Source organism: Acinetobacter sp. ANC_7513 (assembly GCF_056779915.1).
On sequence record NZ_JBWYIW010000003.1, the window covers coordinates 122,035 to 148,697 of the forward strand.

Annotated in this window: 24 protein-coding genes; 13 read left to right on the plus strand and 11 right to left on the minus strand. The window is 39.5% G+C overall.

All coding sequences use genetic code 11. The features are described 5' to 3' along the window. Positions 1-15: 15 nt before the first annotated feature. The 4 genes from AC1M9B_RS05755 to cysG form a co-directional block, all read right to left on the minus strand. A complete protein-coding gene (locus AC1M9B_RS05755; RefSeq protein ID WP_035267882.1) occupies positions 16-990 on the minus strand; it encodes an isopenicillin N synthase family dioxygenase in 975 nt (324 codons plus the stop codon). Between the two features lie 108 nt (positions 991-1,098). Beyond that, the gene (locus tag AC1M9B_RS05760) at positions 1,099-2,433 is read right to left on the minus strand and encodes a solute carrier family 23 protein (protein WP_481597327.1); all 1,335 of its coding nucleotides are present in this window, start codon (positions 2,431-2,433) and stop codon (positions 1,099-1,101) included. A gap of 449 nt (positions 2,434-2,882) precedes the next feature. Further along, entirely contained in the window at positions 2,883-3,362 is a 480-nt protein-coding gene (locus AC1M9B_RS05765) for a tRNA (cytidine(34)-2'-O)-methyltransferase (protein ID WP_035267879.1), read from the minus strand. A gap of 28 nt (positions 3,363-3,390) precedes the next feature. Then, entirely contained in the window at positions 3,391-4,776 is a 1,386-nt protein-coding gene (gene cysG, locus AC1M9B_RS05770) for a siroheme synthase CysG (protein ID WP_481608742.1), read from the minus strand. A 199-nt stretch (positions 4,777-4,975) separates the two neighbouring features. Between cysG and AC1M9B_RS05775 the strand changes: the two genes are divergently transcribed. From AC1M9B_RS05775 to AC1M9B_RS05795, 5 genes are all read left to right on the plus strand, one after another. Continuing rightward, the gene (locus AC1M9B_RS05775; RefSeq protein WP_481595838.1) at positions 4,976-6,226 is read left to right on the plus strand and encodes a dienelactone hydrolase family protein; all 1,251 of its coding nucleotides are present in this window, start codon (positions 4,976-4,978) and stop codon (positions 6,224-6,226) included. Between the two features lie 45 nt (positions 6,227-6,271). Continuing rightward, positions 6,272-6,793 carry a flavin reductase family protein gene (locus AC1M9B_RS05780; protein WP_179997732.1) on the plus strand — a complete coding sequence of 174 codons (522 nt, stop codon included), beginning with the start codon at positions 6,272-6,274 and terminating at the stop codon, positions 6,791-6,793. Between the two features lie 30 nt (positions 6,794-6,823). Continuing rightward, positions 6,824-7,909 (plus strand): LLM class flavin-dependent oxidoreductase, encoded by a 1,086-nt coding sequence (locus AC1M9B_RS05785; RefSeq protein WP_179997731.1) that lies wholly within the window; start codon positions 6,824-6,826, stop codon positions 7,907-7,909. A 60-nt stretch (positions 7,910-7,969) separates the two neighbouring features. Then, entirely contained in the window at positions 7,970-8,812 is an 843-nt protein-coding gene (locus AC1M9B_RS05790; RefSeq protein WP_481608743.1) for a hypothetical protein, read from the plus strand. A gap of 156 nt (positions 8,813-8,968) precedes the next feature. Continuing rightward, positions 8,969-9,988: an AraC family transcriptional regulator gene (locus AC1M9B_RS05795; protein WP_481590631.1), complete on the plus strand. Its 1,020-nt coding sequence runs from the start codon at positions 8,969-8,971 to the stop codon at positions 9,986-9,988. A 55-nt stretch (positions 9,989-10,043) separates the two neighbouring features. On the opposite strand, the gene serS is transcribed toward AC1M9B_RS05795, so the two are convergent. From serS to rplU, 5 genes are all read right to left on the minus strand, one after another. Then, complete coding sequence (gene serS, locus AC1M9B_RS05800) at positions 10,044-11,315, minus strand: serine--tRNA ligase (protein WP_179997729.1); 1,272 nt, start codon at positions 11,313-11,315, stop codon at positions 10,044-10,046. 112 nt (positions 11,316-11,427) lie between these two features. Further along, positions 11,428-12,213 (minus strand): RsiV family protein, encoded by a 786-nt coding sequence (locus AC1M9B_RS05805; protein ID WP_481608744.1) that lies wholly within the window; start codon positions 12,211-12,213, stop codon positions 11,428-11,430. 110 nt (positions 12,214-12,323) lie between these two features. Next, positions 12,324-13,022 carry an outer membrane lipoprotein periplasmic chaperone LolA gene (gene lolA / locus AC1M9B_RS05810; RefSeq protein WP_035267863.1) on the minus strand — a complete coding sequence of 233 codons (699 nt, stop codon included), beginning with the start codon at positions 13,020-13,022 and terminating at the stop codon, positions 12,324-12,326. A 217-nt stretch (positions 13,023-13,239) separates the two neighbouring features. Then, entirely contained in the window at positions 13,240-13,497 is a 258-nt protein-coding gene (rpmA, locus tag AC1M9B_RS05815) for a 50S ribosomal protein L27 (protein WP_035267862.1), read from the minus strand. 19 nt (positions 13,498-13,516) lie between these two features. Next, positions 13,517-13,828, minus strand: coding sequence for a 50S ribosomal protein L21 (gene rplU / locus AC1M9B_RS05820; protein ID WP_035267860.1), 312 nt, complete (start codon positions 13,826-13,828; stop codon positions 13,517-13,519). Between the two features lie 407 nt (positions 13,829-14,235). Here rplU and sdsA point away from each other — a divergent pair, with 407 nt between their 5' ends. The 8 genes from sdsA to AC1M9B_RS05860 all read left to right on the plus strand — a co-directional run bounded on the left by sdsA (position 14,236) and on the right by AC1M9B_RS05860 (position 24,867). Continuing rightward, positions 14,236-15,213, plus strand: a complete 978-nt coding sequence (sdsA, locus tag AC1M9B_RS05825) for an All-trans-nonaprenyl-diphosphate synthase (protein WP_481608745.1) — start codon at positions 14,236-14,238, stop codon at positions 15,211-15,213. Between the two features lie 23 nt (positions 15,214-15,236). Then, positions 15,237-17,288, plus strand: coding sequence for a site-specific recombinase (locus tag AC1M9B_RS05830; RefSeq protein ID WP_481608746.1), 2,052 nt, complete (start codon positions 15,237-15,239; stop codon positions 17,286-17,288). Between the two features lie 163 nt (positions 17,289-17,451). Beyond that, the gene (locus AC1M9B_RS05835) at positions 17,452-18,087 is read left to right on the plus strand and encodes a phosphatase PAP2 family protein (RefSeq protein ID WP_035267854.1); all 636 of its coding nucleotides are present in this window, start codon (positions 17,452-17,454) and stop codon (positions 18,085-18,087) included. Further along, entirely contained in the window at positions 18,087-19,328 is a 1,242-nt protein-coding gene (locus AC1M9B_RS05840; RefSeq protein WP_035267853.1) for an efflux RND transporter periplasmic adaptor subunit, read from the plus strand. Before AC1M9B_RS05835 ends, AC1M9B_RS05840 begins: the two co-directional genes overlap by 1 nt. 12 nt (positions 19,329-19,340) lie before the next feature. Further along, on the plus strand, positions 19,341-22,517 hold the full coding sequence (locus tag AC1M9B_RS05845) for an efflux RND transporter permease subunit (RefSeq protein WP_481608747.1): 3,177 nt from the start codon (positions 19,341-19,343) through the stop codon (positions 22,515-22,517). After that, positions 22,517-23,968 (plus strand): multidrug efflux RND transporter AdeIJK outer membrane channel subunit AdeK, encoded by a 1,452-nt coding sequence (gene adeK, locus AC1M9B_RS05850; protein ID WP_035267849.1) that lies wholly within the window; start codon positions 22,517-22,519, stop codon positions 23,966-23,968. The genes AC1M9B_RS05845 and adeK overlap by 1 nt, the downstream gene beginning before the upstream one ends. 98 nt (positions 23,969-24,066) lie before the next feature. Then, complete coding sequence (locus AC1M9B_RS05855; protein ID WP_092766864.1) at positions 24,067-24,417, plus strand: YbjQ family protein; 351 nt, start codon at positions 24,067-24,069, stop codon at positions 24,415-24,417. A gap of 9 nt (positions 24,418-24,426) precedes the next feature. Beyond that, positions 24,427-24,867 carry a YbjQ family protein gene (locus AC1M9B_RS05860; protein WP_092766865.1) on the plus strand — a complete coding sequence of 147 codons (441 nt, stop codon included), beginning with the start codon at positions 24,427-24,429 and terminating at the stop codon, positions 24,865-24,867. Between the two features lie 161 nt (positions 24,868-25,028). Here the strand turns inward: AC1M9B_RS05860 and AC1M9B_RS05865 are convergent, their stop codons facing one another. Next, positions 25,029-25,835 carry an SDR family NAD(P)-dependent oxidoreductase gene (locus AC1M9B_RS05865; protein WP_481595833.1) on the minus strand — a complete coding sequence of 269 codons (807 nt, stop codon included), beginning with the start codon at positions 25,833-25,835 and terminating at the stop codon, positions 25,029-25,031. 18 nt (positions 25,836-25,853) lie between these two features. Further along, positions 25,854-26,534 carry a hypothetical protein gene (locus tag AC1M9B_RS05870; protein ID WP_035266700.1) on the minus strand — a complete coding sequence of 227 codons (681 nt, stop codon included), beginning with the start codon at positions 26,532-26,534 and terminating at the stop codon, positions 25,854-25,856. Positions 26,535-26,663 lie beyond the last annotated feature (129 nt).

A 26,663-nucleotide genomic window follows, 5' to 3' on the forward strand; every position in this document is an offset into this window, starting at 1 on the left:
TTTGTATCGCGAGATTTAAGCTACTGCATTCTCTTCCGCTTTTTTATATGAACGATTATACATTTCTTCTAAATGCTCCCCTACTGTACATGGTGCATATAAAGGTAATTCACCTTCTTTCAATGTTCCTGGAACTGGCTCAATCACAGCGTGATAGTCTGGTTCATAAAAAAATGGAATTGAGTAACGATAAGCACCATTTGAAAAACTATTTTTTACTCGATGTGGATTGGAGTGATATAGACCATTGGTCCATTTTGGAATCATATCACCTAGATTAACTACAAATGTACCTTCAATTGGTGGTGCTGCAACCCACTCTCCGTCAGGCATGCACACTTCTAATCCGCCTATTTGATCTTGTGCCAAAATGGTGACTGACCCCCAATCTGTATGCGCGCCAACGCCATATGTTTCATCATCATCTCTAGGTGTAGGTGGATAACGCAACATACGTAAGGTTCCCATAGGATCTTTACTAGAAGCATCAAAATAGTTCGATGGCAGATTTAACGTTAATGCCAAAAGTTGCATCAGAAAATTTGCCAGTTTATACATTTCATCGATGTACTCCTGACAAATCAATTCACATTGAGGTAATTCTTCAGGCCACTGATTTGGACCATAGTTTTGATATTTAGCGATTGCAAAAGGATGATCTTGAGGATAATTACGACCACAATAAAACCCTTCTTTATAATCTGGCTTGCCGTAAGGGTCTAATTGCTGACCATTTAGTTTATCAAATCCACGGAATCCAAAAAAATTACGTACATCATATTTTTGCTTAACGTCTTCTGGAAGCGCCAATAATTCTTTTGCTAATGCAAACTGTCGCGTCATCATTTCTAAAGGAACTGTATGATTCTTCACATAGAAAAAACCTGAATGCATCGCAGCTTTTCTCAGTTCAGCAACTGCACGTTTAGTCGCCTCACTTTCTGGTTTGTTTATATCTACGCCTGCTAAATCAATTACTGGTATTCCCATTTTTATCCCCTTGTATCAGGTATACATCTTTTACGTTTTCATTATCTTGCTGAAACTTTCGACAATTTAGGATTGACTAAAATTTGTCTTAAAAGCTAAGTCTCAAACTTAAGTTTTTTCTGGTACAACCTCTGCTACTATTTGATTCTGCTTTTGCTTAGCTCGATTAAAAATCAGATTTAGAATAATTCCAGCAAATGTCGCCGTTGTAATGCCGCCGAGATCAAGTCCACCAACCATAATCGAATAGTTCCCTGCGCCCATAATCACAGTCACTGATGCCACAATAATGTTGCCGTTTTGAGTAAAATCGACTTTATTTTCGATCCAGATTTTCGCACCAGCGATTACAATTAAGCCGAAAACAATCATTGAAGTCCCTGTCAAAATTGCGACAGGTAATGTGCTAATGAGTGCTCCAAATTTTGGTGATAATCCCAGAATAATGGCGACAATACCCGCAATTACAAAAACCACTGTAGAGTAAATACGCGTTGCCGCCATGACCCCAATATTCTCTGCATATGTAGTTAATCCAGTTCCTCCTACAGCACCAGACATAGAGGTACATACCCCATCTGCCAAAAATGCTCTCCCCATATAAGGCGTAATATTTTTGCCTGTCATTTCACTTACAACTTTGAAATGCGCAAGATTTTCAGCAATAAGAATAAATGCGATAGGTAGAATCAGCAGAATTGCATTCATTTGAAATTCAGGTTGATATAAAGTTGGTAAACCAAACCATGCCGCATTTGAAACCGAGCTAAAATCGATTGGTTTACCCATTCCCATCATGTTAGCTAAAACAAAATATACAAGATACGAAACTATCAAACCCACCAATAGCAATAATCGTCTCAACATTCCACTTGTAAATACTGCGACACCACCAATACACATTGCGGTCAACAAAGCCATCCATGTATCAAACTCATTACCTGATACGGCTTTAATCGCCCCAGGTGCTAAATTTAATCCAACAATCATAATGATTGCACCAGCAACAACTGGTGGTAAAAGATTCTCCATCCATTGAGAACCCGTTTTCATTACAAGCAAACCCATCAAGGCATAGAAAATGCCACATACCACTATTGCACCTAAGGCAATCCCAATATTTGGATTTAACCCTGAACCGGTATAGCCTGTTACAGCAATCACAGCACCAATAAAAGCAAAACTCCCCCCAAGATAGCTTGGCACTCTCCCACCTGTGATAAGGAAAAATAATATCGTGCCAATACCAGATAACAGGATCGTTAGACTAGGATCAAACCCCATGAGCAGCGGTGCCAACACTGTTGCACCAAACATGGCAAATGTATGTTGAAGTCCAAGTACAATACTTTGTCCTGCAGGCAAGTACTCGTTCATGGCAACGGGAGTTTTTTCAATATCCCCTTGAAAAGGAGTAAATTTGGAAAACCAATTCTCTTTCATCACATACCACCCCATTGGTAATGTGAGCCAATGTCGAACATCTTTAGACATTGGCTGTACAATGATAAATTCATTTCGTTTAAGTACAAATCACAGTTCGTCTATCAAATTTATCGGAACCATATATTCACTTTAACTAAGCAACAAATATACCAATTGGTCGAATTTCTAATATCTCGTTTGGATGACAGCTAGTTTAAGATCAACAAAAATAAAACCTAACACTCTGTTTTATATAAATATTAAATTCATTAACAAATAAAAAATTTGACCATTTTGTATATTTTTTAAACTTTTACTCAAAAAAATTGGATTCCCGAAATATAAAATCAAATCGTATTTAAAATCATTATTTTAATTTTATTCTTAATGAATATTTCATTATATTAGCCAAGTTTTACTAAACTTTTATGCATTAAAAAAGGTCACCTTTCGATGACCTTACTGACTTAAGTTAAATCTTTAAATCCTTGTTGTCGCCATGCTTCATAAACAATCACTGCCGTAGCATTAGATAAATTTAAGCTTCTAGAATTTGGCGCCATGGGCAAACGAATCCAATGTTGCTTTGGGAACATCATACGGACATGTTCAGGTAGTCCACGCGTTTCAGGCCCCATGAGTAAAGCAACTGGCCTATTCAGATTCGAGGTATGTGGTGTTTCGGTACCTTTGGTCGTTAAAGGATAAATCGAATCTTGATCCACACCTTGACTCGCTAGATTTTCCAGACATGCTTCAATATTATCCCATATCTGCATGCGAGCCCATTCATGGTAATCTAATCCAGCACGCTTTAACTTCTTATCATCCAGCTCAAAACCTAGCGGTTTGACCAAATGTAATTGTGCTCCTGTATTTGCACATAAACGGATAATGTTTCCTGTATTTGCAGGAATTTCTGGTTCGTATAAAACAACATGAATCACAATAATTTCTCAACTTTATAGCAGACTTTTACAGTTCGTCTTGCCATTTCAACTGTTCTCTTAATTTCACCACCTCACCAATAATGGTCAAAGTTGGCGCCTGAATTTGATTTTCTAACACTTTCGAAGCGATATCTGCCAAAGTCCCCACAACAACTTTTTGTTCTGGTGTCGTACCTTTAGAAATTAAAGCAACAGGCATGTCTGCTCGTTGACCATGTTGAATAAGCTTTTCACAGATTTTTTCTAATCCAACAAGCCCCATGTACAGTACCAATGTTTGGTGTTCATACACGAGTTCATTCCATGGAAGTTCAGGAGAACCTTCCTTCAAATGTCCAGTCAAGAAGCGAACACTTTGTGCGTAATCACGATGAGTTAAAGGGATACCCGCATATGCTGAACACCCTGATGCTGCGGTAATTCCGGGAACGACCTGAAATGAAATTCCTGCCTCATAGAGTTCTTGAATTTCCTCACCACCTCGCCCAAAAATAAAAGGATCTCCTCCTTTTAAACGGCAGACACGTTTGCCTTCATTCGCATATTTCACGAGTAAAGCATTAATACCTTCTTGTGGAACAGCATGATTTGACCTTGCTTTACCCACATAGATTTTTTCAGCATCCCGGCGGCATAACTCCATAATAGCACCAGAAACTAAACGGTCATAAATCACAACATCTGCTTGTTGCATCAACCTTAAAGCTTTGAGTGTGAGAAGCTCGGGATCACCTGGACCTGCCCCAACTAAATAAACTTCACCTTTGGGTTTGTTCCATTCTATTAAAGACTGATGAATAATTTTTTCTGCTTCAGCCAGATTATTATTAAATACACGCTCTTTGAAAGGTCCAGCATACAGCTCTTCCCAAAAGATACGGCGTTCATCAGGATTTTCAATTTTTTGTTTTACACTTTGTCGCCATTCACCAGAGATTTTAGCTAATGTTCCGATTCCATGCGGGATTACAGTCTCAAGTTGAGTTCTAATCTGTCTGGACAATACTGGGGATGTCCCATTACTCGCAATTGAAATAACAAGTGGAGAGCGATCAACAATTGCAGGGACCATAAATCGGCAATGTGGTGGATCATCAACACTATTCACCAATACATTTAAGTTTTCACATTCTTCAAAAACTTGTTGATTCACTAAAGGCTGATCTGTGGCAGCAATCACTAAACGGTAATCGTTTAATTTTAAATCGTGATCTTCAAAATGAGCTTGAATATATTGACCAGAGCTTTTCTCGACAATTTCTAAAAGTTGCGCCTCAATCTCAGGTGAAATAACCGAAATTTTTGCTCCTGATTTTTGCAGTAACAGTGCTTTGCGATATGCAATATGCCCTCCACCGACAATCAAACAAGGTTGCTGCTGCAATTTTAATGAAATTGGAAAAATATCCACTGAATCGATCCTCATATGCCCACTCTATTTTAGCACCTTCTCCACGACTCAAGCTGCTTAAAAGTAAGCAAGTGGTAGCTTTTTTAACAGATGCATATCGATGAAGGGACCTAAAACGGATAAAACTTGAACTCTATTTGGATAGTCAAAAATCCTGCTGATGCCGATGATAAGTTCAACAGTAAAGGAGATTATCGAGATGGCTGGTTCATATATTGATGTACATTCATCAGCAGGTTCGTTTAAAGCATATCTTTCAGTACCTGAAGCAGGTAAAGGTCCTGGTCTTGTGTTATGTCAGGAAATTTTCGGTGTTAATGAAGTTATGCGTCAAAAGGCAGACTTTTTGGCTGAAGAAGGTTATACCGTTATTGTTCCTGATTTATTTTGGCGTATTCAACCTAATGTAGAACTCGGTTATACCGAAGAAGACTTTCAAAAAGCATATGACTTATATACTCAATTTAATCAAGATCTGGGTATTGAGGATATCAAATCTACAATTGAAACACTCAAATCCCTTGAAACAGTTGATCAAGATGCAGGTACTGGATTGGTCGGATACTGCCTAGGCGGTAAATTGGCATATCTCGCAGCTTGCCGCATTCCAGATTTAAAGTGTTCTGTTTCTTACTACGGTGTAGGAATCGAGCAAAACCTAGAAGAAGCAGTCAACATTCAATCCAAACTGGTTCTTCATTTTGCTGAACAAGATCAATTCTGTGATTCTAACACTCGTGAACAAATCCTACTTGCTCTGCAAAACAACTCAAAAGTCGAAACATATATTTATCCAGATGTCGATCATGCCTTTGCTCGCCCACAGAGTATGCATTATCACAAGCCTAGTGCACTCATGGCACATGAAAGAACCATTACAGCTTTACGCAAAGCAATAGGACCAAATTACGACCTTGCTGCGCTATGGGAAGAGCATGTTCGATTTGAATTTGACACTCGAAATGTTCCAGACACGATGGCAACAATGGTGGCAGAGCCTTATGTCAATCACATTCCAACATTGACAGGTGGCGTCGGCTACAAACAATTAGCTCGCTTCTATCAATACCATTTTGTTCATAACAATCCAAAAGATATGAAACTGACGCCTATTTCACGAACTGTAGGCGCAACTCAAGTCGTTGATGAATTCATTATGAGTTTTACTCATGATGAGGAAATTGATTGGTTAATTCCTGGAATTAAACCGACGGGAAAATATGTAGAGATTCCAATGCTCGGCATTATCAAGTTCCGTGGACCGAAACTATGTCATGAGCATATCTATTGGGATCAGGCAAGTTTACTGGTGCAAATTGGCGTATTAGATCCAACTGGACTACCTGTTGCAGGTGTTGAAACTGCCAAGAAACTTTTAGATGAAACTTTACCCTCAAATGAACTGATGCCAACTTGGCCATCCAGTGAAAATAAACCGATTGGCGAATAAAGGAACTCATTCTGACAATCAGAATTAAGATGAAGGATTATGATCATGTTAAATGAAATGACACCTGTAATACAGTTGGAGCAACGCTCGTTACGCCAACTCTTAGGTCAGTATGCAACTGGGATTACAGTAGTAACTGCATTAGATTCAAATCATAAAAAAATTGGAATGACAGCGAACTCATTTACTTCTGTATCGCTTGATCCACCTTTAATTTTATGGAACATCGCAAAATCTGCGACACATTTCGAAGATTTCAAACAGGCAGAATATTTTGCCATCAATATCTTGAGTGAAGATCAGTATCAAGAGTCTAAGCATTTCTCAAAATCTTCTGATGACAAATTCGAAGGCTTAGATGACGTTGATGAGTATATGGGCATCCCCATTCTAAATAAATCCTTAACCACTTTTGTTTGTCGTCAGTATGAGCTTCATGAAGCTGGGGATCACTACATTATTGTGGGACAAATTGAAGCCTGCCGTAATCAGCTTGGAAATCCATTGGTGTTCCATAACGGGCAATATAAACAAGCAAATCTTCATCAAGCATTTGCTGGTGTATAGCGAATTCACGAAATTTAAGGATTTTTTAAAATGAATCAACATCACTTTTTCAATGATAATCGCTTTCTACTCGGCTCATTTGCTTCTAACTGCTCAGGTGGAATGACCATTTCAACTCTTGAAGATCGATGGAGTGCGAGCTGGGAAAAGAATCTCGAACTTGGAAAAATGCTAGATGAAGCTGGTATCGACTTCATGTTACCGATTGCTCGCTTTACAGGCTATGGCGGTGAAACAGACTTTCAGGGAACAATTTTAGAGACCATGACTTGGGCGGCCGCATTATTGGCTTTAACCAAAGACATTACAGTTTTTGCGACAATTCAGACTGTCCCCAATCATCCAGTTGTAGTTGCCAAGCAGATTGCAACGCTATCTGAGATTAGTCAAGGTCGTATTGGACTCAACATTGTTGCAGGCTGGAATAAACCTGAATATGAAGCACTCGGTCTACATTTACCTGATGATCACGAAACTCGTTATGGTTATGCACAAGACTGGTATGACCTGATTAAAAAAGTATGGACCAGTGAAGAAAAATTTGATTTTGAAAGTAAGTTTTTCAAAACCAAAGGAACTTATGGAAAACCAAAACCACTTGTACATCCGCCTATCTTCAATGCTGCTGGTTCAAAAAATGGACGTGAATTTGCCGTTAATAATGCGGACTTTCTTTTTACACCAGCTTCAGACTTGGGCAGAAGCAAGATTGAAATTGATGAGCTTAAACAAGCAGGTCGCGACGTAAACCGAGAAGTCAATGTGATGACCTTCTCCCATGTCATTTGCAGACCTACACAAGAGGAAGCCAAAGCAGAATGGGATCGTCAATTAAACAATGCTGATACTGTTGCCGTTGACAATCTGATGAGCTTAATGTTTGCACATGCTCAAAGTTTCCCAAAAGAGGTTCAACAATCCATTCGTGATGCAATGAGTGTAGGCCATGGTGGCTTTCCATTAGTCGGTACACCTGAACAAGTCGCGCAAGGTATTTTAGATTTACATGAAGCTGGTTTTAGAGGAACGACTCTTTCATTCCTCGATTATAGCCGCGAATTTCCGTATTTCCGTGATCATGTTTTACCAATTTTGGAAAAGCATAATATTCGTTAATCCACCACTTAAGCCGACCGTTTCACTGTCGGCTTATTTATTTTAAGAGGGAATTTAGCTGTGAATTATATTTTAAAGGGGTTATTCACTGGATCAATCTGCTTTGCATTAGGCACTGCAGTTCAAGCGGCAAATTGGAGTGATACTTCACTGGCTGTCAGTTATGGTCAAGATTTCTCAGAACCATTTAAAGACGGTGATTTTGACAAATATATTTTTAGTCTTGTACACCTAAGCGGCTATAAATATGGCACCAATTTTTTTCAACTCAATATGCATCAATCCTCAGCTGAACCAAATGCAAACAAAGCTTCTGGTCGAGGAGCTCAAGAGGCATATGCAATTTATCGTCATACCTTAGATATCCCAAGTATCACGCAACACAAACCGAATGATTCTAGTTGGTTCAAGACATATGGTTTTACAGTAGGTTTTGACTGGAATACAAAGAATGATGATTATGGTTCAAATCGACAAATGTATGTTGCTGGTCCAAGTGTTACATTAAATACACCAGGCTATCTTAATCTCAGTTTGCTAGGCTATTACGAGAGCAATGATGCTAATGTACTGAGTAAAAAATATACCTATGATCCTTACTTAGCATTTCAAGTGCTTTGGGATTTTCCTATTATGCAATCGAATTGGAATTATCAAGGCATAGGTGTTTGGATGAGTACCAAAGGGAAAGATCCTTTTGGTGAGCCTACCGCCAGTGAAATCTTTGTAGACATGTCTTTAATGTATTCTTTTCTTAAAGATAAATCTGCCAATCAACCAAAATTGAAAGCTGGGATTGCTTATCAATACTGGAAAAATAAATATGGTAATGATGCATCTGGTGTTGCTGGTTCAGGAGCGACCGCGAGTAGCCCTATGTTACGTGTCGCTTACCACTTTTAAATAACATATCAAATTAATCTAATTTAGTACCAAAAGAGTATTTTTATATTCTACTATTTTAGATTAATTTATTTATTTGAGATAAAACAAAAAAAGCAAAATCATGGATTGATTTTTGCATAAGTAATGATAAGCAAGCTAAGGATAGAGGTATTTATGTATAGCCAGCAACACAGGTCTATTTCTACGATTCAATCACATACGCAGAATATTCATGATGCCAACCATTGTCTTGATTTAATCATTGGCCCACATGATTTAGTCGATTTTAATCAATATGAACCATTGGATTTTAGTTTTAATGGATCGCAAATCGGTCGTATGATTATTGGGGATTTAACATATGGTAAAGATGTAATTTTCAAAACGCATACGCATGAAAATATGAACCACTTTTGTATAACGCGCCCTAAAAATGGGCGACCACTATTTAAAAAAGATGGTCAAACTTTTTACGCCTGTTATGATCAAGCATCCATTGTTTCACCTGAAGATAAATTTGAACTAATTATTGACAAAGACTGTGTGCAAACATTCATTTCTTTTTCAAAGACTTTTGTTGAAAAAATACTTTCAGATTTAATCTCTCAGCCAGTTACCGAACCTTTGGTATTTCAAAATGTGATGGATCAAAACAACCCGAAAATTAAAGCATGGTGGGATTTAATTGACAGTATTAAAAATTTCACAAACAATTTTACCAATACTTCATTTTTTCAAGAAATGCGCTCAGATTTTGAATATATTATCGTGAAGTCATTATTATTATCTCAACCCAATAACTATAGTGATTTAATTTATAAAAATACTTTAGATTATCCTGACTTCTTTACTCGCTTGTTAGAATTCATACAAAAAAATATACATCAAAAAATTGAAATTTCAGATTTAGAATATGCATCTGGATTAAGCAAAAAAAAGCTGAATACAATTTTCAAAAAATATTTAAAATGCAGTCCAAATGCTTATATACGCCATTACCGACTTAAATGTATTTATAATGAAATTTCACAGTCTACGCATAAAATTAATATTACTGAAATTGCTTATAAATGGGGTGTTACACATTTAGGTCGTTTTTCACTTGAGTATAAAGATGCATTTGGCGAAAAACCGAGTGAGACCTTAAAAAAAATTATTGAAAGGCAAACAGGCAGTGCTCAACTCATTCATTAAAACACTCAAAAAAAAAAGCTAACTCAATTGAGTTAGCTTTTTTGTGTTTTATCGATTAATCGATAAAACTTTGTCCACCCATATAAGGACGCAAGACTTCAGGAATCTCAATCGAACCATCTTCTCGTTGATAATTTTCCATTACCGCGAGCAAAGTACGACCAACTGCTAAACCTGAACCATTCAAAGTATGAACAAACTCTGTTTTCTTTTGATCAGCACGGTAACGAGCTTTCATACGACGAGCCTGGAAATCCCCCATGTTTGAACACGATGAAATTTCACGATAGGTATTTTGGCTTGGTACCCAAACTTCTAAGTCATAAGTCTTCGTTGCACCAAAGCCCATATCACCACCGCATAAGATGATTTTGCGATATGGCAATCCAAGCGCCTGTAAAATACCCTCAGCATGCCCTGTTAACTCTTCCAATGCTTGCATAGAGTCTTCAGGTTTAACAATTTGAACCATTTCAACTTTGTCAAATTGGTGCTGACGAATCAAACCGCGTGTATCACGACCATAAGAACCAGCTTCACTACGGAAACAAGGTGTATGAGCAGCATATTTTAACGGTAGACGCTCAGGATCAATAATCTCATCACGCACAAAGTTAGTCACAGGTACTTCAGCAGTTGGGATCAAGTAATATTCTTTGTCACCTTGAAGCTTGAACAAATCTTCTTCAAATTTAGGCAACTGACCAGTTCCACGTAATGAATCAGCATTTACTAAATACGGTACATAAGCTTCTGTATAGCCATTTTTCAATGTATGTGTATCTAACATGAACTGCGTTAGTGCACGTTGTAAACGTGCAAGCGGGCCCTTGAGCACACTGAAACGAGTACCTGTTAACTTAGTCGCTGTTTCAAACTCGAGTCCACCCATCCACTCACCAAGATCAGTGTGATCTTTAATTTCAAAGTTGAATTCACGAGGCGTACCCCATTTTAAAATTTCAACGTTGTCATTCTCATCTTTGCCCTCTGGCACTGACTCATGAGGTAGGTTTGGAATAGAAAGTGATTTTGCTTCAATTTCAGCTTGTAGTTCTGTTAACGCAAGCTCAGCGGCTTTAATTTCATCTCCGATCGCGCTCATACGAGCCATGATTTCAGAGGCATCACCACCTGCTTTTTTGATTTGACCAACTTGTTTAGCACCCGAATTACGTTCTGCTTGTAAAGCTTCAGTCTTAGACTGAATTTCTTTACGACGAGCCTCTAAAGATGCCCATTCTTCTACGTTGAGTTGCACGCCACGTTTAGCTAAGGCTAAATTTACAGCCTCTATATTATTTCTAAGTAATTTCGGGTCGATCATGGTTAATCTTTTCAGGGAAAAAAACTGCCTATAGTGTAAGCGCTTCGTTGAAAAAAATACAGTCGAAGCGCTGACAGCTGAAGCTTATTGAATCAAATTAAAATAGAGTCAATTACTCAGCAGCGAGTTTGGGTAGGTTTGGAAGATATTCTGACTGTATCAAACCATTCACACTCACATAAGGTAAAGTGAGTTCAGACATTCCTTCAGCATAGGACGCGAGTTCATACAGCGGATAAACAAAGACGATACCATCAACTCCGTAATAGAAATTGTCACTTAATTCGAGTTTATCTTGTTCAATATTATGATCTGTAAGCCACATACTATTAGCACTATAAAGTGTTTCTAATAGCTTTTTATTTTGACCTTTCACAATTAAATCTTGTAGTGCTATTCTTTTTTTAGTTTTTAAATCGAAATGAACATATTCTTTGTGGTACATCCCATGTGCTGCACCAGCAGGATATACATAGCTCAGATATTCAAAACTCGCTATATTCTGATGTTGACTTAAATAACGTACCACAGTCTGACTCTGACTCAACTTCAGCGGATCCACAGTTCTTGTCTCTGTGTTCTTAGTAGCCGATTGGAATGGTATAGGGTCTGCTTTTTCAATTCTATTTTTAAAATACGTATTAATCCACGGATGATTAGTTTCAACCGTTTGGAATGAATATTCTGTACACCCTGCCTCATCGCATACTTGCTTCTGTTTAGGCTTTAATTCGACGTTCTTCGATTCGATATACCAAGATTCTGATTGTTTTGCTTGCGCAGCAGTCTCATTGCTTTTTTTAGTTTCTGCATCAGATTTAGGCTGACAAGCGCCTAACATGATCATTAATGCACAAATAACACTCAATTTTCCAAACCGATTCATGTGTTTTAGCATATAGCCTCCAATAAAAATGAGTGTTTAACACAGAGACTATAAATTCTAGATGACATGAATTCAGTTGAAATTTGTAGTTAAAAAAAGCAGCGATAAACGCTGCTTTTATATTATTGGTCAATAATGTCTGTGCCTTTAGGCGGTGTAAAGTTAAATGTTGAATCCGGAATACCTGCATTCACTTTCACATTACTAAATTTAACGTGTGTAGTTTGTCCTAATGAATCTTCTAAAATCATTAAGCTTGGCGCTTTATTTGCACCGAAACTAATGGTCAGACTCTGAAAGGCACCATCTTTCTGCTTAGGATATAACGTGTAATAAGTTTTAGCTTTATTTGGCTGTGTTACACGATATGACTGCATAATTTGGTTGGTATTACCAGACAATAATAATGCTGGTGTATTGGCAACTTGCTCATCCATATTTTGACGAATTGCCTGCTGTAGATCTGGGTCATAGATCCAAATCATCTTTCCAGAAGTCACAATTGTTTGTTTTGCTGGTGCTGTAGTTTCCCAATAGAACTTACCTGGACGAGCAACTTTCATCACCCCAGTAAAAGTCTGATTCATATGTTGAGCACTCAAACCTTGTTTTTGTGGTGCTTTACTAGATTTAGTTGCTTTCGTTGTTTGTTCAAAATTTGCCGTTAAACTTTTTATTCCGTTTAATTGACGAACCAAGTTTGCGGTCGCTTGTTGCTCCGAAGCAGCCACTGGCGCTGCGAAAACTTGAGTGCTTGCGACTGGTGCCATCATTGCAGCACTCATTGTAATTGCACCAATCGTTTTACGAAGCATTGTCATGATCCCACCTTTTGTTATTGATCATCATTTGATATGGAGTCATCTTAAACCAAATTTGATCGCTAATAATTGAGAAAATAAGAACTTTTGTATTGTTATTTAGCTAAATTGTTGAAAATACTTCATCATGATGAAGATTCACTTCAGTTCAAAAACTTTCTTTCAGATATAAAAAAACCCACTCAAGAGTGGGTTTTTTGGTTATGCCTGATAAAACTTATACAGTTTCAACAGATACATAACGACGGCCAAATTGACCTTTAACTTCGAATTTGATCACGCCATCAGCGGTAGCAAATAAAGTATGGTCACGACCCATACCAACGTTAGCACCAGCGTGGAACTCTGTACCACGTTGACGAACGATAATGTTACCAGCAGTCACAGCTTGACCACCGAACATTTTAACACCTAACATTTTAGGATTTGAGTCACGACCGTTACGTGTCGAACCACCGGCTTTTTTAGTTGCCATGTCTATTTACTCCTCGTAATTAGCCTGAAATAGCTGTAATTTTCAACTCAGTGAACCATTGACGGTGACCTTGTTGTTTACGATAGTGTTTACGACGACGCATTTTGATGATGCGGATTTTGTCGTGACGACCATGGCTAACTACTTCAGCAGTTACTTTAGCACCAGCAACAACTGGAGCACCAATTTGAATGCTATCACCGTTCACTAACATTAATACGTCATCAAACGTAATAGTAGAACCAGTTTCAGCTTTCAATAATTCAACTTTAAGGGTTTCACCCTCAACAACACGGTGTTGTTTACCACCGCTTTGGATTACTGCGTACATAATGTACTCCAACAGGCCCGTGTCGTCGTGCCGATAAAGGAATATATCGATCTTAAAACGAACGCCACTGGGGGTTATTCAAGGGCAAGGATTTTAAGTGATAATGAAATAAACAACAAGGTCTTTTGTCTAAAAGTTAACTTTCATCCCGAAATATCTATTTCTTACATGAAAATAACAATTTGCTGATTGATTAAACTATATTTATTCACAAAATGAACTACTTCGAATATCAAATAACGTATCAAGTTTTATTGGTATTATGAAGATTAAATCACAAACATGAATAGAAACTGAACAACATTAAGAAAATCATGCATATTCATGTGGCAAAGCGACCAAAACTTTCACTTAAATTGTTACACTAGCTGAGTAACATCTACTGTTTGTATAAGGACTTCATTGTTATGGCCATCGATTTTAAGCAAGACATTCTCGCACCTGTTGCTACAGACTTTGCTGCGATGGACCAACTTATTAATGAAGGAATCAGCTCTAAAGTTGCTTTGGTGATGTCAGTCAGCAAACATGTGGTTGAGGCAGGTGGTAAACGCATGCGTCCTATTATGTGTTTATTGGCTGCTCGCGCTTGCGGTGAAACCAACCTAGAGCATGCCCAAAAGTTAGCTGCAATTATTGAAATGCTGCATACCGCTACACTGGTACATGATGATGTCGTAGATGAGTCTGGGTTACGCCGTGGTCGTCCTACAGCGAATGCAACATGGAATAACCAAACCGCTGTACTTGTTGGAGACTTCCTGATTTCTAGAGCTTTCGATTTGCTCGTAGATTTGAACAATATGGTGTTATTAAAAGACTTCTCAACAGGAACATGTGAAATTGCTGAAGGAGAAGTACTTCAACTGCAATCTCAACATCAACCTGAAACCACTGAAGCGACTTATTTAGATATTATTCACGGCAAAACATCTCGTTTGTTTGAATTGGCGACTGAAGGCGCTGCGATTCTTGCCAATCAACATCAATATCGTGAAGCACTCAGAAAATACGCAGGTCATTTCGGGAATGCATTTCAAATCATAGATGACATACTCGATTACACCTCTGACGCAGAAACACTTGGTAAAAATATTGGCGATGACTTAATGGAAGGTAAGCCAACACTGCCACTGATTGCTGCTCTACAAAAAACTTCTGGAGCAGAGCACGATATTATCCGTCGTAGCATCACTACAGGTGGTACTGAACATTTGGATCAAGTGATTCAGATTGTTCAAAACTCTGGTGCACTAGATTACTGTCGCGAACGTGCTGTTGAAGAAACTACAGCAGCTCGTCAGGCATTGTTACAACTGCCTGAAAGTATTTATCGTCAAGCGCTTGATAATTTGGCGCAATTAGCATTAGATCGAATCCAATAAACTTCAACTAAAAAAATTTGCGTATGCATATAAACTTTAATGATCTTTTTAAACAAATGCAGGAGCAACTTGACCATCATCAAGCTGCTCCAGACGAAAACATACTCATTGAACTCGTTAATCGCATCCGTCCATCAGACAGTTATAACCTAGAAGAAATTAATCAAAAATTTCAGGCGTTGATACAAGCGTTATTAATTACGCCGACTGCTGGCACCACTTTTCAAGCCTATATCGTTCATCTGATCAATCGCTATAAACAAACCACTATTTATGCGGACAGTGGGATTCTTTCTCTAGATGGTTTTTGGAATCAGTTGGGTCAACGAATGGGAGCGCATGTTCTTCCCCTTTTGACCGATGAAACTGATCTAAAAGATTTAGTCTTCCGTGTCTTTCATTTGCGTAGCGATAAATATTGGCTAGAAAATATTGAAGATCAGCAATGGATTCAGTTTTTTCAGATTGTCAATCAAAGTAATGGCAGCTTAGATGCAAAATTTGGCATCAAACGCGACATGATTAAAGCCATTACAGTTTTATCTTACCGTATCAGCGGTATTGGACTTTATCCTGAGTTTATTAATGCACAACCAGAACTGACTGAATATGAGTCACCTTTTTTGGTTCAGAATCGTGAAATCATTGAATTTATTGAGCTATACAAAAAACATTATAGTGAAGCTGATGATCTTACTGAAATGGTCGTACCCGACGCCAACCAGGCTTTGGTGATGATCGAGCAGTGCCGCGATGTCGTTTTGAAGATTCGTCGTGCTACGAAAAGAATTGGGGTGAGTTTAAGTCTCACTTATTTATTGTCTTTGCTTGAGCAATGTTTAGATCGTATTGAACTATTACTGAACTTATTGACTGAAACTGGAAAAGTTCAATACTTAGCACTAGCTGAGTTATGTCAAGATTTAGTTGCGGCTCACTATGAGGAGCGAAGTGTTCGAGAGCTTTTAAAAACAAACAGTGAATTAATCGCATTACAAGTCACTGAAAATGCCAGTAAAACTGGCGAACATTATGTAAGTACCAATAAAGCTGGTTTCTTCAGTATGTACAAATCAGCCGCAGGTGCAGGTGTCATTATCGCTATCATGGCGACCTTGAAGATTCTCACTGCGCGCATCGCCATGGCACCTATCATGCAAGCCTTCGCGTATAGCATGAACTATGCATTAGGTTTCATGTTGATCCATGTACTCCATTTTACGGTTGCAACCAAACAACCTGCTATGACTGCAGCTGCCCTAGCCGCGACAGTTCAACAAAAGAAAGGGTCTCGAACTGCACAAATCGCAGAACTTGCTGCACTGATTATCAATATTATCCGTACGCAGTTTGTCGCTATTCTCGGCAATATTTCCATTGCAATCCCGGTTGCAGCATTGATCACCATGATGTGGCCGTTGATTTTGGGTGAACAATTACTCAATCACAGTAAAGCAACATATTTACTTCATAGTTTAAATCCTTTTACATCCCTCGCAGTACCACATGCAGCTATTGCAGGTGTATGTCTATTTTTATCTGGTTTGATCGCAGGTTACTTCGACAACATGGCAGTGTATCGTAAAGTCGGACCTCGCTTAAAAGCACATCATCGTCTAAAAAACTGGCTAGGTGCTGACAGACTAGAAAAGTTTGCAAACTATATTGAACGTAATTTAGGCGCACTAGCCGGGAATTTCCTGTTCGGAATCATGCTAGGCAGCATGGGGACAATTGGCTTTATTCTTGGTCTGCCTTTAGATATTCGTCATATTGCCTTTGCTTCAGCAAACTTTATGCAGGGCCTATTGAGTATCAATGGCACGCCTGAAATAGGGCTCATTATTGTTTCATTCCTTGGTGTATTATTAATTGGTTTGACCAACTTATTTGTCAGCTTTAGTCTCACTATTATTGTGGCATTACGCGCACGACGTGTTCGTTTTGAACAATGGAAACCTCTGGCAAAATTAGTATTTACTCACTTTGTTACACGACCAATGGACTTTTTCTGGCCCCCAAAACAACCTTTAGAGGTCGAAGATCCAATTTCACCAAAGAAATCTTCTCATTAGATATTTGTGTTATTTTTTGTGCTAAAAATAAGATGCACATTGTAATGAAATTACTATAAATTATGCTTTTACACTGACTTGAAAAAAAGTGTACTGGCGAGTACACTTTGACGCATTCATGCAATAAATGTATGCGACTATAATATAACTCAGGTTATTTTATATGCCTTACTTACTGATTTTAATAGGTTGTTTAGGAATAACGATAAGTAGTATAGGAATCTATATTCCAACGATACAACAGCTCGATCTCACTGCTGTTTCATGGATGAGTCAACACCGCAATCCCCTCATAGATGGAATTGCGGTTTTATTGTCTCATGTTGGCGGTTTACCGATCATGCTGATGTGCGTGGCGATCTGGACCTTACAGCAATGGCGATTAAAACAATATGCTAACTGTCTATTTATCTCACTTGGTCTCGTTGGTGGTGCCTGTCTTGGCTGGTTACTCAAATATGCTTTCGACCGACCTCGTCCAAATGCAATTTATCAAATCGTTGAAACTTATGGAGCCGCATTTCCAAGCGCACATAGTCTCTATGCAGCAGTGATTGCTGGTTTGATGATCATGATCTTTCGAAACCATCATCAAAGTAGAATCATTTTTGTCGCTGCCTGTATATGGTTTGTTGGCATGGGTTTTTCACGGGTTTATCTCGGTGCTCATTACCCGACAGATGTTGTTGCAGGTTGGAGTATTGCGTTGATATGGCTGACTATACTGTGGTTAGTCCTATCACAACGGATAGCAAAGCAAACAATTATTTTTAGAGAAAAATCTAACGAGGTGGAATAATGATGTCGGCAAAGCTTTGGGCCCCTGCCCTCACTGCTTGTGCTCTTGCAACAAGTATTGCACTTGTGGGTTGTAGCAAAGATCCAAAAGATGCAGAGCAAGCCGCTGCACAACAGCAAATGCCGCCAACTGAAGTTGGTGTCATCGTTGCTCAACCACAAAGTGTTGAACAAACTGTCGAGCTTTCGGGTCGAACTTCAGCCTATCAAATTTCTGAAGTACGTCCGCAAGCAAGCGGTGTGATTTTAAAGCGTCTGTTTGCTGAAGGTAGTTTTGTGCGTGAAGGACAACCTCTGTACGAAATTGATGCCAATACCAACCGTGCGAACTTAGACAGTGCAAAAGCAGCCTTAGTTCGTCAAAAAGCCAATCTCAATGCGCTTCAAGTTAAAGCTGACCGTTATCGCCAACTTGTCGGTATCAATGCTGTGTCTAAGCAAGAATTTGATGATCTACAAGCACAAGTTAAATTGGCACAAGCAGATGTTGCAGCTTCAGAAGCAGCGGTGAAAAATGCGCAGATTAACTTAGGTTATTCTACTGTTCGCTCACCAATTTCAGGGCAATCAGGTCGCTCTAGTGTGACTGCAGGTGCATTGGTAACGGCTAATCAACCTGAAGCATTGGTAACAATCCAACAGCTTGATCCAATCTATGTCGATATCAACCAATCAAGTGCTGAGCTTCTTCGTTTACGTCAACAGTTGAGTCAAGGCAGCATCGACCGCAGCAACAATACTAAAGTTCGTTTAAAACTTGAAGATGGCAGCATCTACCCTATTGAAGGTAATCTTGCATTCTCTGATGCAAGTGTAAATCCAGAAACAGGGACAGTTACCCTACGTGCTGTGTTCTCAAATCCGAATCAATTATTATTGCCAGGAATGTTCACTAATGCTCAAATTGTGCAAGGTGTAATTCCTAATGCGATTTTAGTGCCTCAAGCGGCTGTGACCCGTACACCAACAGGTCAAGCGACTGCGATGATCGTGAATGCGAAAGGTGCAGTTGAAGTACGTCCAATTGAGACTGCAGGTGTGCAAGGCAAAGATTGGATTGTGACCAAAGGTCTAAATACAGGTGACAAGGTCATTGTAGATGGTGTGGCGAAAGTTAAACCTGAACAACAAGTTGTAGCTAAACCTTATCAACCTCAAGCTGCAGCACCTCAAGCCGGCAAAGATGGTCAACAAGCAAAGCCAGCAGCTCAATCTGAACAAAAAGCTACTTCAAATGCATAAGGAGTAGACTGAATGGCTCACTTTTTTATCCATCGCCCAATTTTCGCTTGGGTGATTGCATTGGTCATCATGTTGGCGGGTATTTTATCCCTCACCAAGATGCCAATTGCGCAATACCCAACGATTGCACCACCAACGGTATCGATTTCTGCAACATATCCGGGTGCATCTGCTGAAACTGTAGAAAACACAGTAACGCAAATTATTGAACAACAAATGAATGGCTTGGATGGGTTACGTTACATCTCATCTAACAGTGCTGGTAATGGACAAGCTTCCATTACTCTAAACTTTGAACAAGGTATCGATCCTGATATTGCACAGGTACAAGTTCAAAATAAACTTCAATCAGCGACTGCACTTTTGCCTGAAGACGTACAACGTCAAGGTTTAAAAGTTACTAAGTCTGGCGCAAGCTTCTTACAAGTTATTGCGTTTTATTCTGAGTCAGATGCATTAGATGCAAATGACATTAAAGACTATGTAAACTCAAATATCTCTGAACCACTTAGCCGTGTGACTGGTGTGGGTGAAGTGCAAGTATTTGGTGGTTCATATGCTATGCGAATTTGGATGGACCCATCCAAAATGGCCAACCTGCAAGTTACACCGAGTGATATTGCAAATGCATTAAGAACTCAGAATGCGCAAGTGGCGGTAGGTCAGTTAGGTGGTGCACCTTCTGTACAAGGTCAAGTTTTAAATGCGACTGTAACTGCTCAAAGTCTTTTACAAACACCTGAACAATTTTCAAATATTTTCCTTAAGAACTCACCAAATGGTGCACAAGTTCGTTTAGGTGATGTCGCTAAAATTGAATTAGGTGCAGATAATTATGCATTTGACTCTAAATTTAATGGTCAACCTGCAGGTGGTGTAGCGATTCGTTTGGCAACGGGTGCAAACGCATTAGATACAGCCCAAGCGATTGAAGATCGTTTAAAAGAATTACGTCCAAACTACCCAACAGGTATGGTGGACAAACTTGCTTTTGATACAACACCATTTATTGAGCTCTCAATTAAAAGTGTTGTGAAAACCTTAATTGAAGCGATTATCCTCGTATTCTTGGTCATGTTCTTGTTCCTACAAAACTGGCGTGCAACCATTATTCCAACAATGGCTGTTCCAGTGGTTGTATTGGGTACATTTGCCGTGATCAACATATTCGGATTCTCGATCAACACATTAACCATGTTCGCTATGGTTCTCGCCATTGGTCTTCTGGTGGATGATGCGATTGTCGTCGTAGAAAACGTTGAACGTGTGATGGCAGAAGAGCATCTTGAGCCTGTGGAAGCGACTGAAAAGTCGATGGGACAGATCTCTGGTGCATTGATTGGTATTACCTCTGTCTTAACTGCAGTATTCGTACCTATGGCATTCATGGGGGGTACGACAGGTGTAATTTATCGTCAGTTCTCTATCACGCTCGTTACAGCAATGATTCTTTCATTGATTGTTGCATTAACCTTTACCCCTGCATTGTGTGCGACCATGTTGAAAAAACATGATGCCAACAAACCTCAAAGCAATAACATTTTTGCCCGTTTCTTCCGTTGGTTTAACAATGGTTTTGACAAAATTTCGGTGAAATATCAAAACGGCGTAAACCGTTTAACACATGCCAAGCTATTTGCAGGATTGGTCTATGGTGTTGTGATTGCTGTGATGGGCTGGTTATTTGTCAACCTTCCTTCTTCATTCTTACCAGATGAAGACCAAGGTGTGGTGATGACTCTCGTTCAGCTTCCACCGAATGCAACGCTTGAACGAACAGGTAAAACAATTGATCAAATGACAGGCTTCTTCCTCAACAACGAGAAAGAACATGTTGAATCTGTATTTAGTGTTGCTGGTTTCTCGTTCACGGGTATTGGTCAAAATGCGGGTCTTGCCTTCATTAAGTTGAAAGACTGGAAAGACCGTACCTCTCCTGAATCTCAGGTCGGTGCCATTATCCAACGTGGTATGGCACTGAATATGATTGTGAAAGATGCCAGCTATATCATGCCTCTTCAACTTCCAGCAATGCCGGAGTTGGGCGTGAGTGCAGGCTTTAATCTACAGTTAAAAGCAGCTGCAGGTCAAAGTCACGAGCAATTATTAGCAGCACGTAATGCTGTACTCGGCTTAGCTTCTCAAGATCAGCGCTTAACAGGTGTTCGTCCTAATGGACAAGAAGATACGCCTCAATATCGTGTCATCGTCGATCATGCTCAAGCTGGTGCTATGGGAGTCAGCATTGCTGAAATCAATAGTACGATGGGTATGGCATGGGGTGGTACATACATTAATGACTTCATCGATCGTGGTCGTGTGAAAAAAGTGTATGTCCAAGGTGAAGCGAGTTCTCGTATGATGCCTGAAGACTTAGACAAGTGGTATGTCCGCAATAACCAAGGTACGATGGTTCCATTCTCAGCGTTCGCAACAGGCGAATGGACTTATGGTTCACCACGTTTAGAACGTTATAACGGCGTTTCTTCCATGAACATTACAGGTACTCCAGCTCCAGGTGTGAGTTCGGGTGATGCAATGGCCGCGGTTGAAGAAATCATTGCAAAGCTTCCTTCAATGGGCTTACAAGGTTTCGATTACGAATGGACTGGTTTATCTCTCGAAGAACGTGAGTCTGGCGCACAAGCACCATTCCTTTATGCTCTTTCGTTATTGATTGTCTTCCTCTGCTTGGCAGCCTTATATGAAAGTTGGTCTATCCCATTCTCTGTACTCATGGTTGTGCCATTGGGTATTGTTGGTGCACTTGCCTTAACATTCTTGGGAATGATTATTTTGAAAGATCCAAACCTTTCAAATAACATCTACTTCCAAGTGGCGATTATTGCCGTGATTGGTTTGTCCGCGAAGAATGCGATCTTGATTGTAGAATTTGCGAAAGAGCTTCAAGATCAAGGTGAAGAACTCTTCGAAGCAACCTTGCATGCCGCGAAAATGCGTTTGCGTCCAATCATTATGACCACATTGGCTTTCGGTTTTGGTGTTCTTCCTCTAGCTCTCGCTTCTGGCGCAGGTGCAGGAAGTCAACATTCCGTGGGTTATGGTGTACTTGGTGGTGTAATCAGCTCAACACTTTTAGGGATCTTCTTTATTCCAGTGTTCTACGTATGGATCCGAAGTATCTTTAAAACAAAACCAAAACAAAATAAACAGGAGCAAATTTCGTGATGCAAAACGTATGGTCTATTACAGGTCGTAGCATTGCGGTATCTGCAATTGCGCTTGCTTTGACAGCATGTCAAAGCATGCGTGGTCCAGAACCGGTCACTCAAGCCAATATTCCAGGAAGTTATCTTGGCAATGCTTCTGGTCCATCTATTGCGGAGCAAGGTTACAAGGATTTTTTTGTAGATCAACGCTTAATCCAAGTTTTGGATTTAGCCTTGGCAAATAACCGTGATCTTCGTAAAGCGACGCTAAATATCGAATTAGCACGTCAACAATTTCAAATCAGCCAAAACAATCAATTGCCTACGATTGGTGCAAGTGGTGGTGTTTTACGACAAGACACGGTCAATTCGCCAAGCCCAGTAACAACCTATAATGTAGGTTTAGGTTTAACGGCTTATGAAATTGATTTTTGGGGTCGTGTTAGAAGCTTGAAAGACAATGCCCTAGACACTTATCTTTCAACTGCAAGCGCACGTGATGCCACTCAAATTGCCTTGATTAGCCAAACAGCTCAAGCTTGGTTGGCTTACTCATATGCGCAAGCGAATCTTAAGCTCGCTGAACAGACGCTAAAAGCTCAACTTGAATCTTACAATCTCAACAAAAAACGTTTTGATGTGGGAATCGACAGTGAAGTTCCGCTTCGTCAGGCTCAAGTTTCTGTTGAGACGGCACGTGGTGATGTTGCTGAATACAAGACTCAAATTGCACAAGCGGTTAATGCGTTAAACCTCCTTGTAGGTCAACCACTACCTGACAATTTATTGCCTAAAGAGAGAATCACACGTGTGACATCAACCACTGCTTTTGCGGCTGGTTTGCCAAGTGATCTACTCAACAACCGTCCAGATGTTAAAGCGGCTGAATATCAGCTAAGTGCGGCTGGTGCGAATATCGGTGCTGCAAAAGCGCGTTTATTCCCAACCATTAGCCTCACAGGTTCAGCAGGTTATGCATCAACAGACTTAAGTGATTTATTCAAGTCTGGCGCTTTTGTTTGGTCTGTTGGTCCTAGTCTAGATATACCAATCTTTGACTGGGGTACACGTCGTGCCAATATTAAAGTCTCTGAAACACAGCAACAGATCGCATTGTCTGATTATGAAAAATCAATTCAATCTGCGTTCCGTGAAGTGAATGATGCTTTGGCAGTGCGTCAAAATATCGGTGAACGTTTAACTGCACAACGCCGTTTAGTTGATGCGACCAATACAACCTACAAACTCTCAAATGCCCGCTTCCGCGCTGGTATTGACAGTTTCTTAACTGTACTAGATGCGCAACGTACATCGTATAGTGCTGAGCAAGGTTTATTGCTGCTTGAACAAGCGAACCTTAACAACCAAATCGAGCTCTATAAATCACTCGGTGGTGGCTTAAAAACTAATACTACGGATCAAGTGATTTATCAGCCTTCAAGCTCAGATTTAAAATACGACAAGAAGTAATTTTTTGTTTGAATAAAGCTCACTTCGGTGGGCTTTTTTATTGTCCCAAATACTGATATTTTGTCATTAATTATCCTTTTTATAACGACTTCAATCACATGCTGTTAAGTAATTTAGAATCTGTACCTGGTCATCAAATTCAACAACAATTTGACGTGGTATATGGTAGTACCGTCAGAAGTAAACACGTTGGACGTGATTTACTCGCAGGACTTAAGAATATCGTCGGTGGAGAACTTACCGCATACACGGAATTACTTGAAGAGTCTCGTCAAGAAGCAATGAACCGTATGATTGATAAAGCGCGTGGCTTAGGGGCGAATGCGATTGTCGGAATTCGTTTCTCGACTTCCAATATTACCCAAGGTGCTTCCGAATTATTTGTTTATGGCACAGCTGTGTATGTCACACCGAATGCACCTAAAATTCCTGATCCATTCACCTCTTAAGGATTCGTTATGGATGGTATCATTTTTCAGGTGGTTATCTTTCTCATCCTATTTTGTATTGGATTTGGATTTGGTCGCTATAATGAACAAAAGCATCTTAAGCAACTTGATGAACAAGAAGCGCGCTTAGCTTATATCAAGTTAGATAGTCAGCGTTTTAAAACTTCTGAAAACCATGGACAAATGATCAGCAGTAATGTTGTGATTTCGCATGATTATTTTAAGTTTGTACTTGCGCAAATCCAAAATTTCTTTGGTGGACGCTTACGTAGTTATGAAAGTATTGTTGAACGTGCAAGACGTGAAGCTATTGTTAGACTTAAACTTGAAGCTGAAAAAATGGGCGCAACTGAAATCTTAGGGTTAAGACTCAGCACCACAGATTTAGGACTTCAAGGTGGAATGGTTGAAGTATTCGCTTACGGAACTGCTATACAAAAGAGAGACTAAAAGTCTCTCTTTTTCTTTACAGGTATGTAGTAGTCACTAAGCCCTATACTTTATTTGAGGAGTCTTCAAACCCCTTATCGCTCGCATGATCATTGAGATAGAAAACCAGACATAGTTGATAAAATTTTTCTCATCGATACGCGGGTCACGATCATTAAAAATTACTTTACTTTCATTTTTCGGATCATTCGATACAGTATTGCTGGTGATAATCGTGAAATAAAGACGCCTAATTTTTCTTTTGCCCCACCCACGATAATATACTCATCCCCTTTCAATAATGCCTGTACGGTTTGTTTAGCAAATTCCTCTGCTTCTAAACCATTTTCAATAGCCTCATCTTGATAACCTTGGGGCTTTCCTTCACCGTTTAAAGCGTTAAAGGATACATTGGTTTTCACGAATCCCGGGAAAATTACCGAGACACCCACACCATCTTGCGCAACTTCAGCACGTAAGCTATTCGCCCACATATGAATCGCACCTTTGGCTGCCGAATAAGTCGCACGATATTGTGTGCCCAATAACCCAGCTACACTTGAGATAAAGGCAATTCGTCCTGACTTTTGTTGCTGAAAAGTCGGTAAAACCGTTTTGGTTAAAAAAACTTGAGAGAAATAGTCAACTTCCATGATCGCACGTTCAGTTTGCATGGTCGTGTCTTTAATTAATGCACGTTGTGATAGACCTGCATTATTGATTAACCAATCAATACGTCCCTTTTGTTGGAGAACTTGTTCATAAGCATGACGAACTTGTGATTCATCTGTGATATCCGCTTTAATGGAAATATGTCGTTCTGGGTGTGCCAAAGACTGTCTTACCGTTTCCAGCTCTTCAAAACGACGAGCCGTCAATATAACCTGTGCCCCTAAGCTGGCACATTCAGCAGCCAACGCTTTACCAAGACCCGATGATGCACCTGTAATCCACACCACTTTCTGATCAAGCTGTTCCAACTTTGCCATTCCCTTTATCCTTATGGTTTAAGCATTTAATTTTGCTTTTTGCTGTCCTTCATTATCAAGAAAAACCAAAAAATGGTCAAAGTACTTCACGATACTTTGTGCATCATGAATTTTGCTTAAATTTTCAAATCGCTTATACCCTAATCCTGTGGTCAAACTGATCACACCATTTAAGGTTTTATCCACCACCATATTAAATTTCAGCATTTTTTTAGGTTCACGAATTAAGCTCGTAACGCCTTGATCAACCACTTTAGTGAAGGCTTTTAAGCCGGGAGCAACATATTGATTTTGACCTTCACGCATACGTTCTGCACAGCCCAGTAACTCATTCACAATAACTTTTTCAACTGGGTATGAAATATAGTATTTTCCATCTTGTTCATACATCAAACTTTGTACATGATTCACCATAGGCGTTAAGCGATCATTACCAAAAAAAGATACTGACCAAGGCATGTATTTCAAGATTGCATCTTGCACTTGTTTCAATACTTTTGCTGAGTCTTGATCCTTTGCATTAGAATCTTTGACCAGTGTGCCAAAGGCTTGATCAATAATCTCACAAGCAATTTTGGACAGATTATCTCCAAGAATTTTAGCTTGCGCTTCACGATCTCCTGCATTGAGTTTTTGGTGAATGGTTTGATATTGCTGATAAGTTTCAGGTTGTAAGCGCAAAGAAATAGTATAGGTCATGCGATTGTTATCCTTTATTGTCAGGCCGATTCCGCGAGTTGACGCTGGCTTTAGTGTTATTCAAAATCAATTACTGTTCGATTGTGTGGGATTTGAAATGAGAATGCATTTGCTTAACGTGCCTCTCCA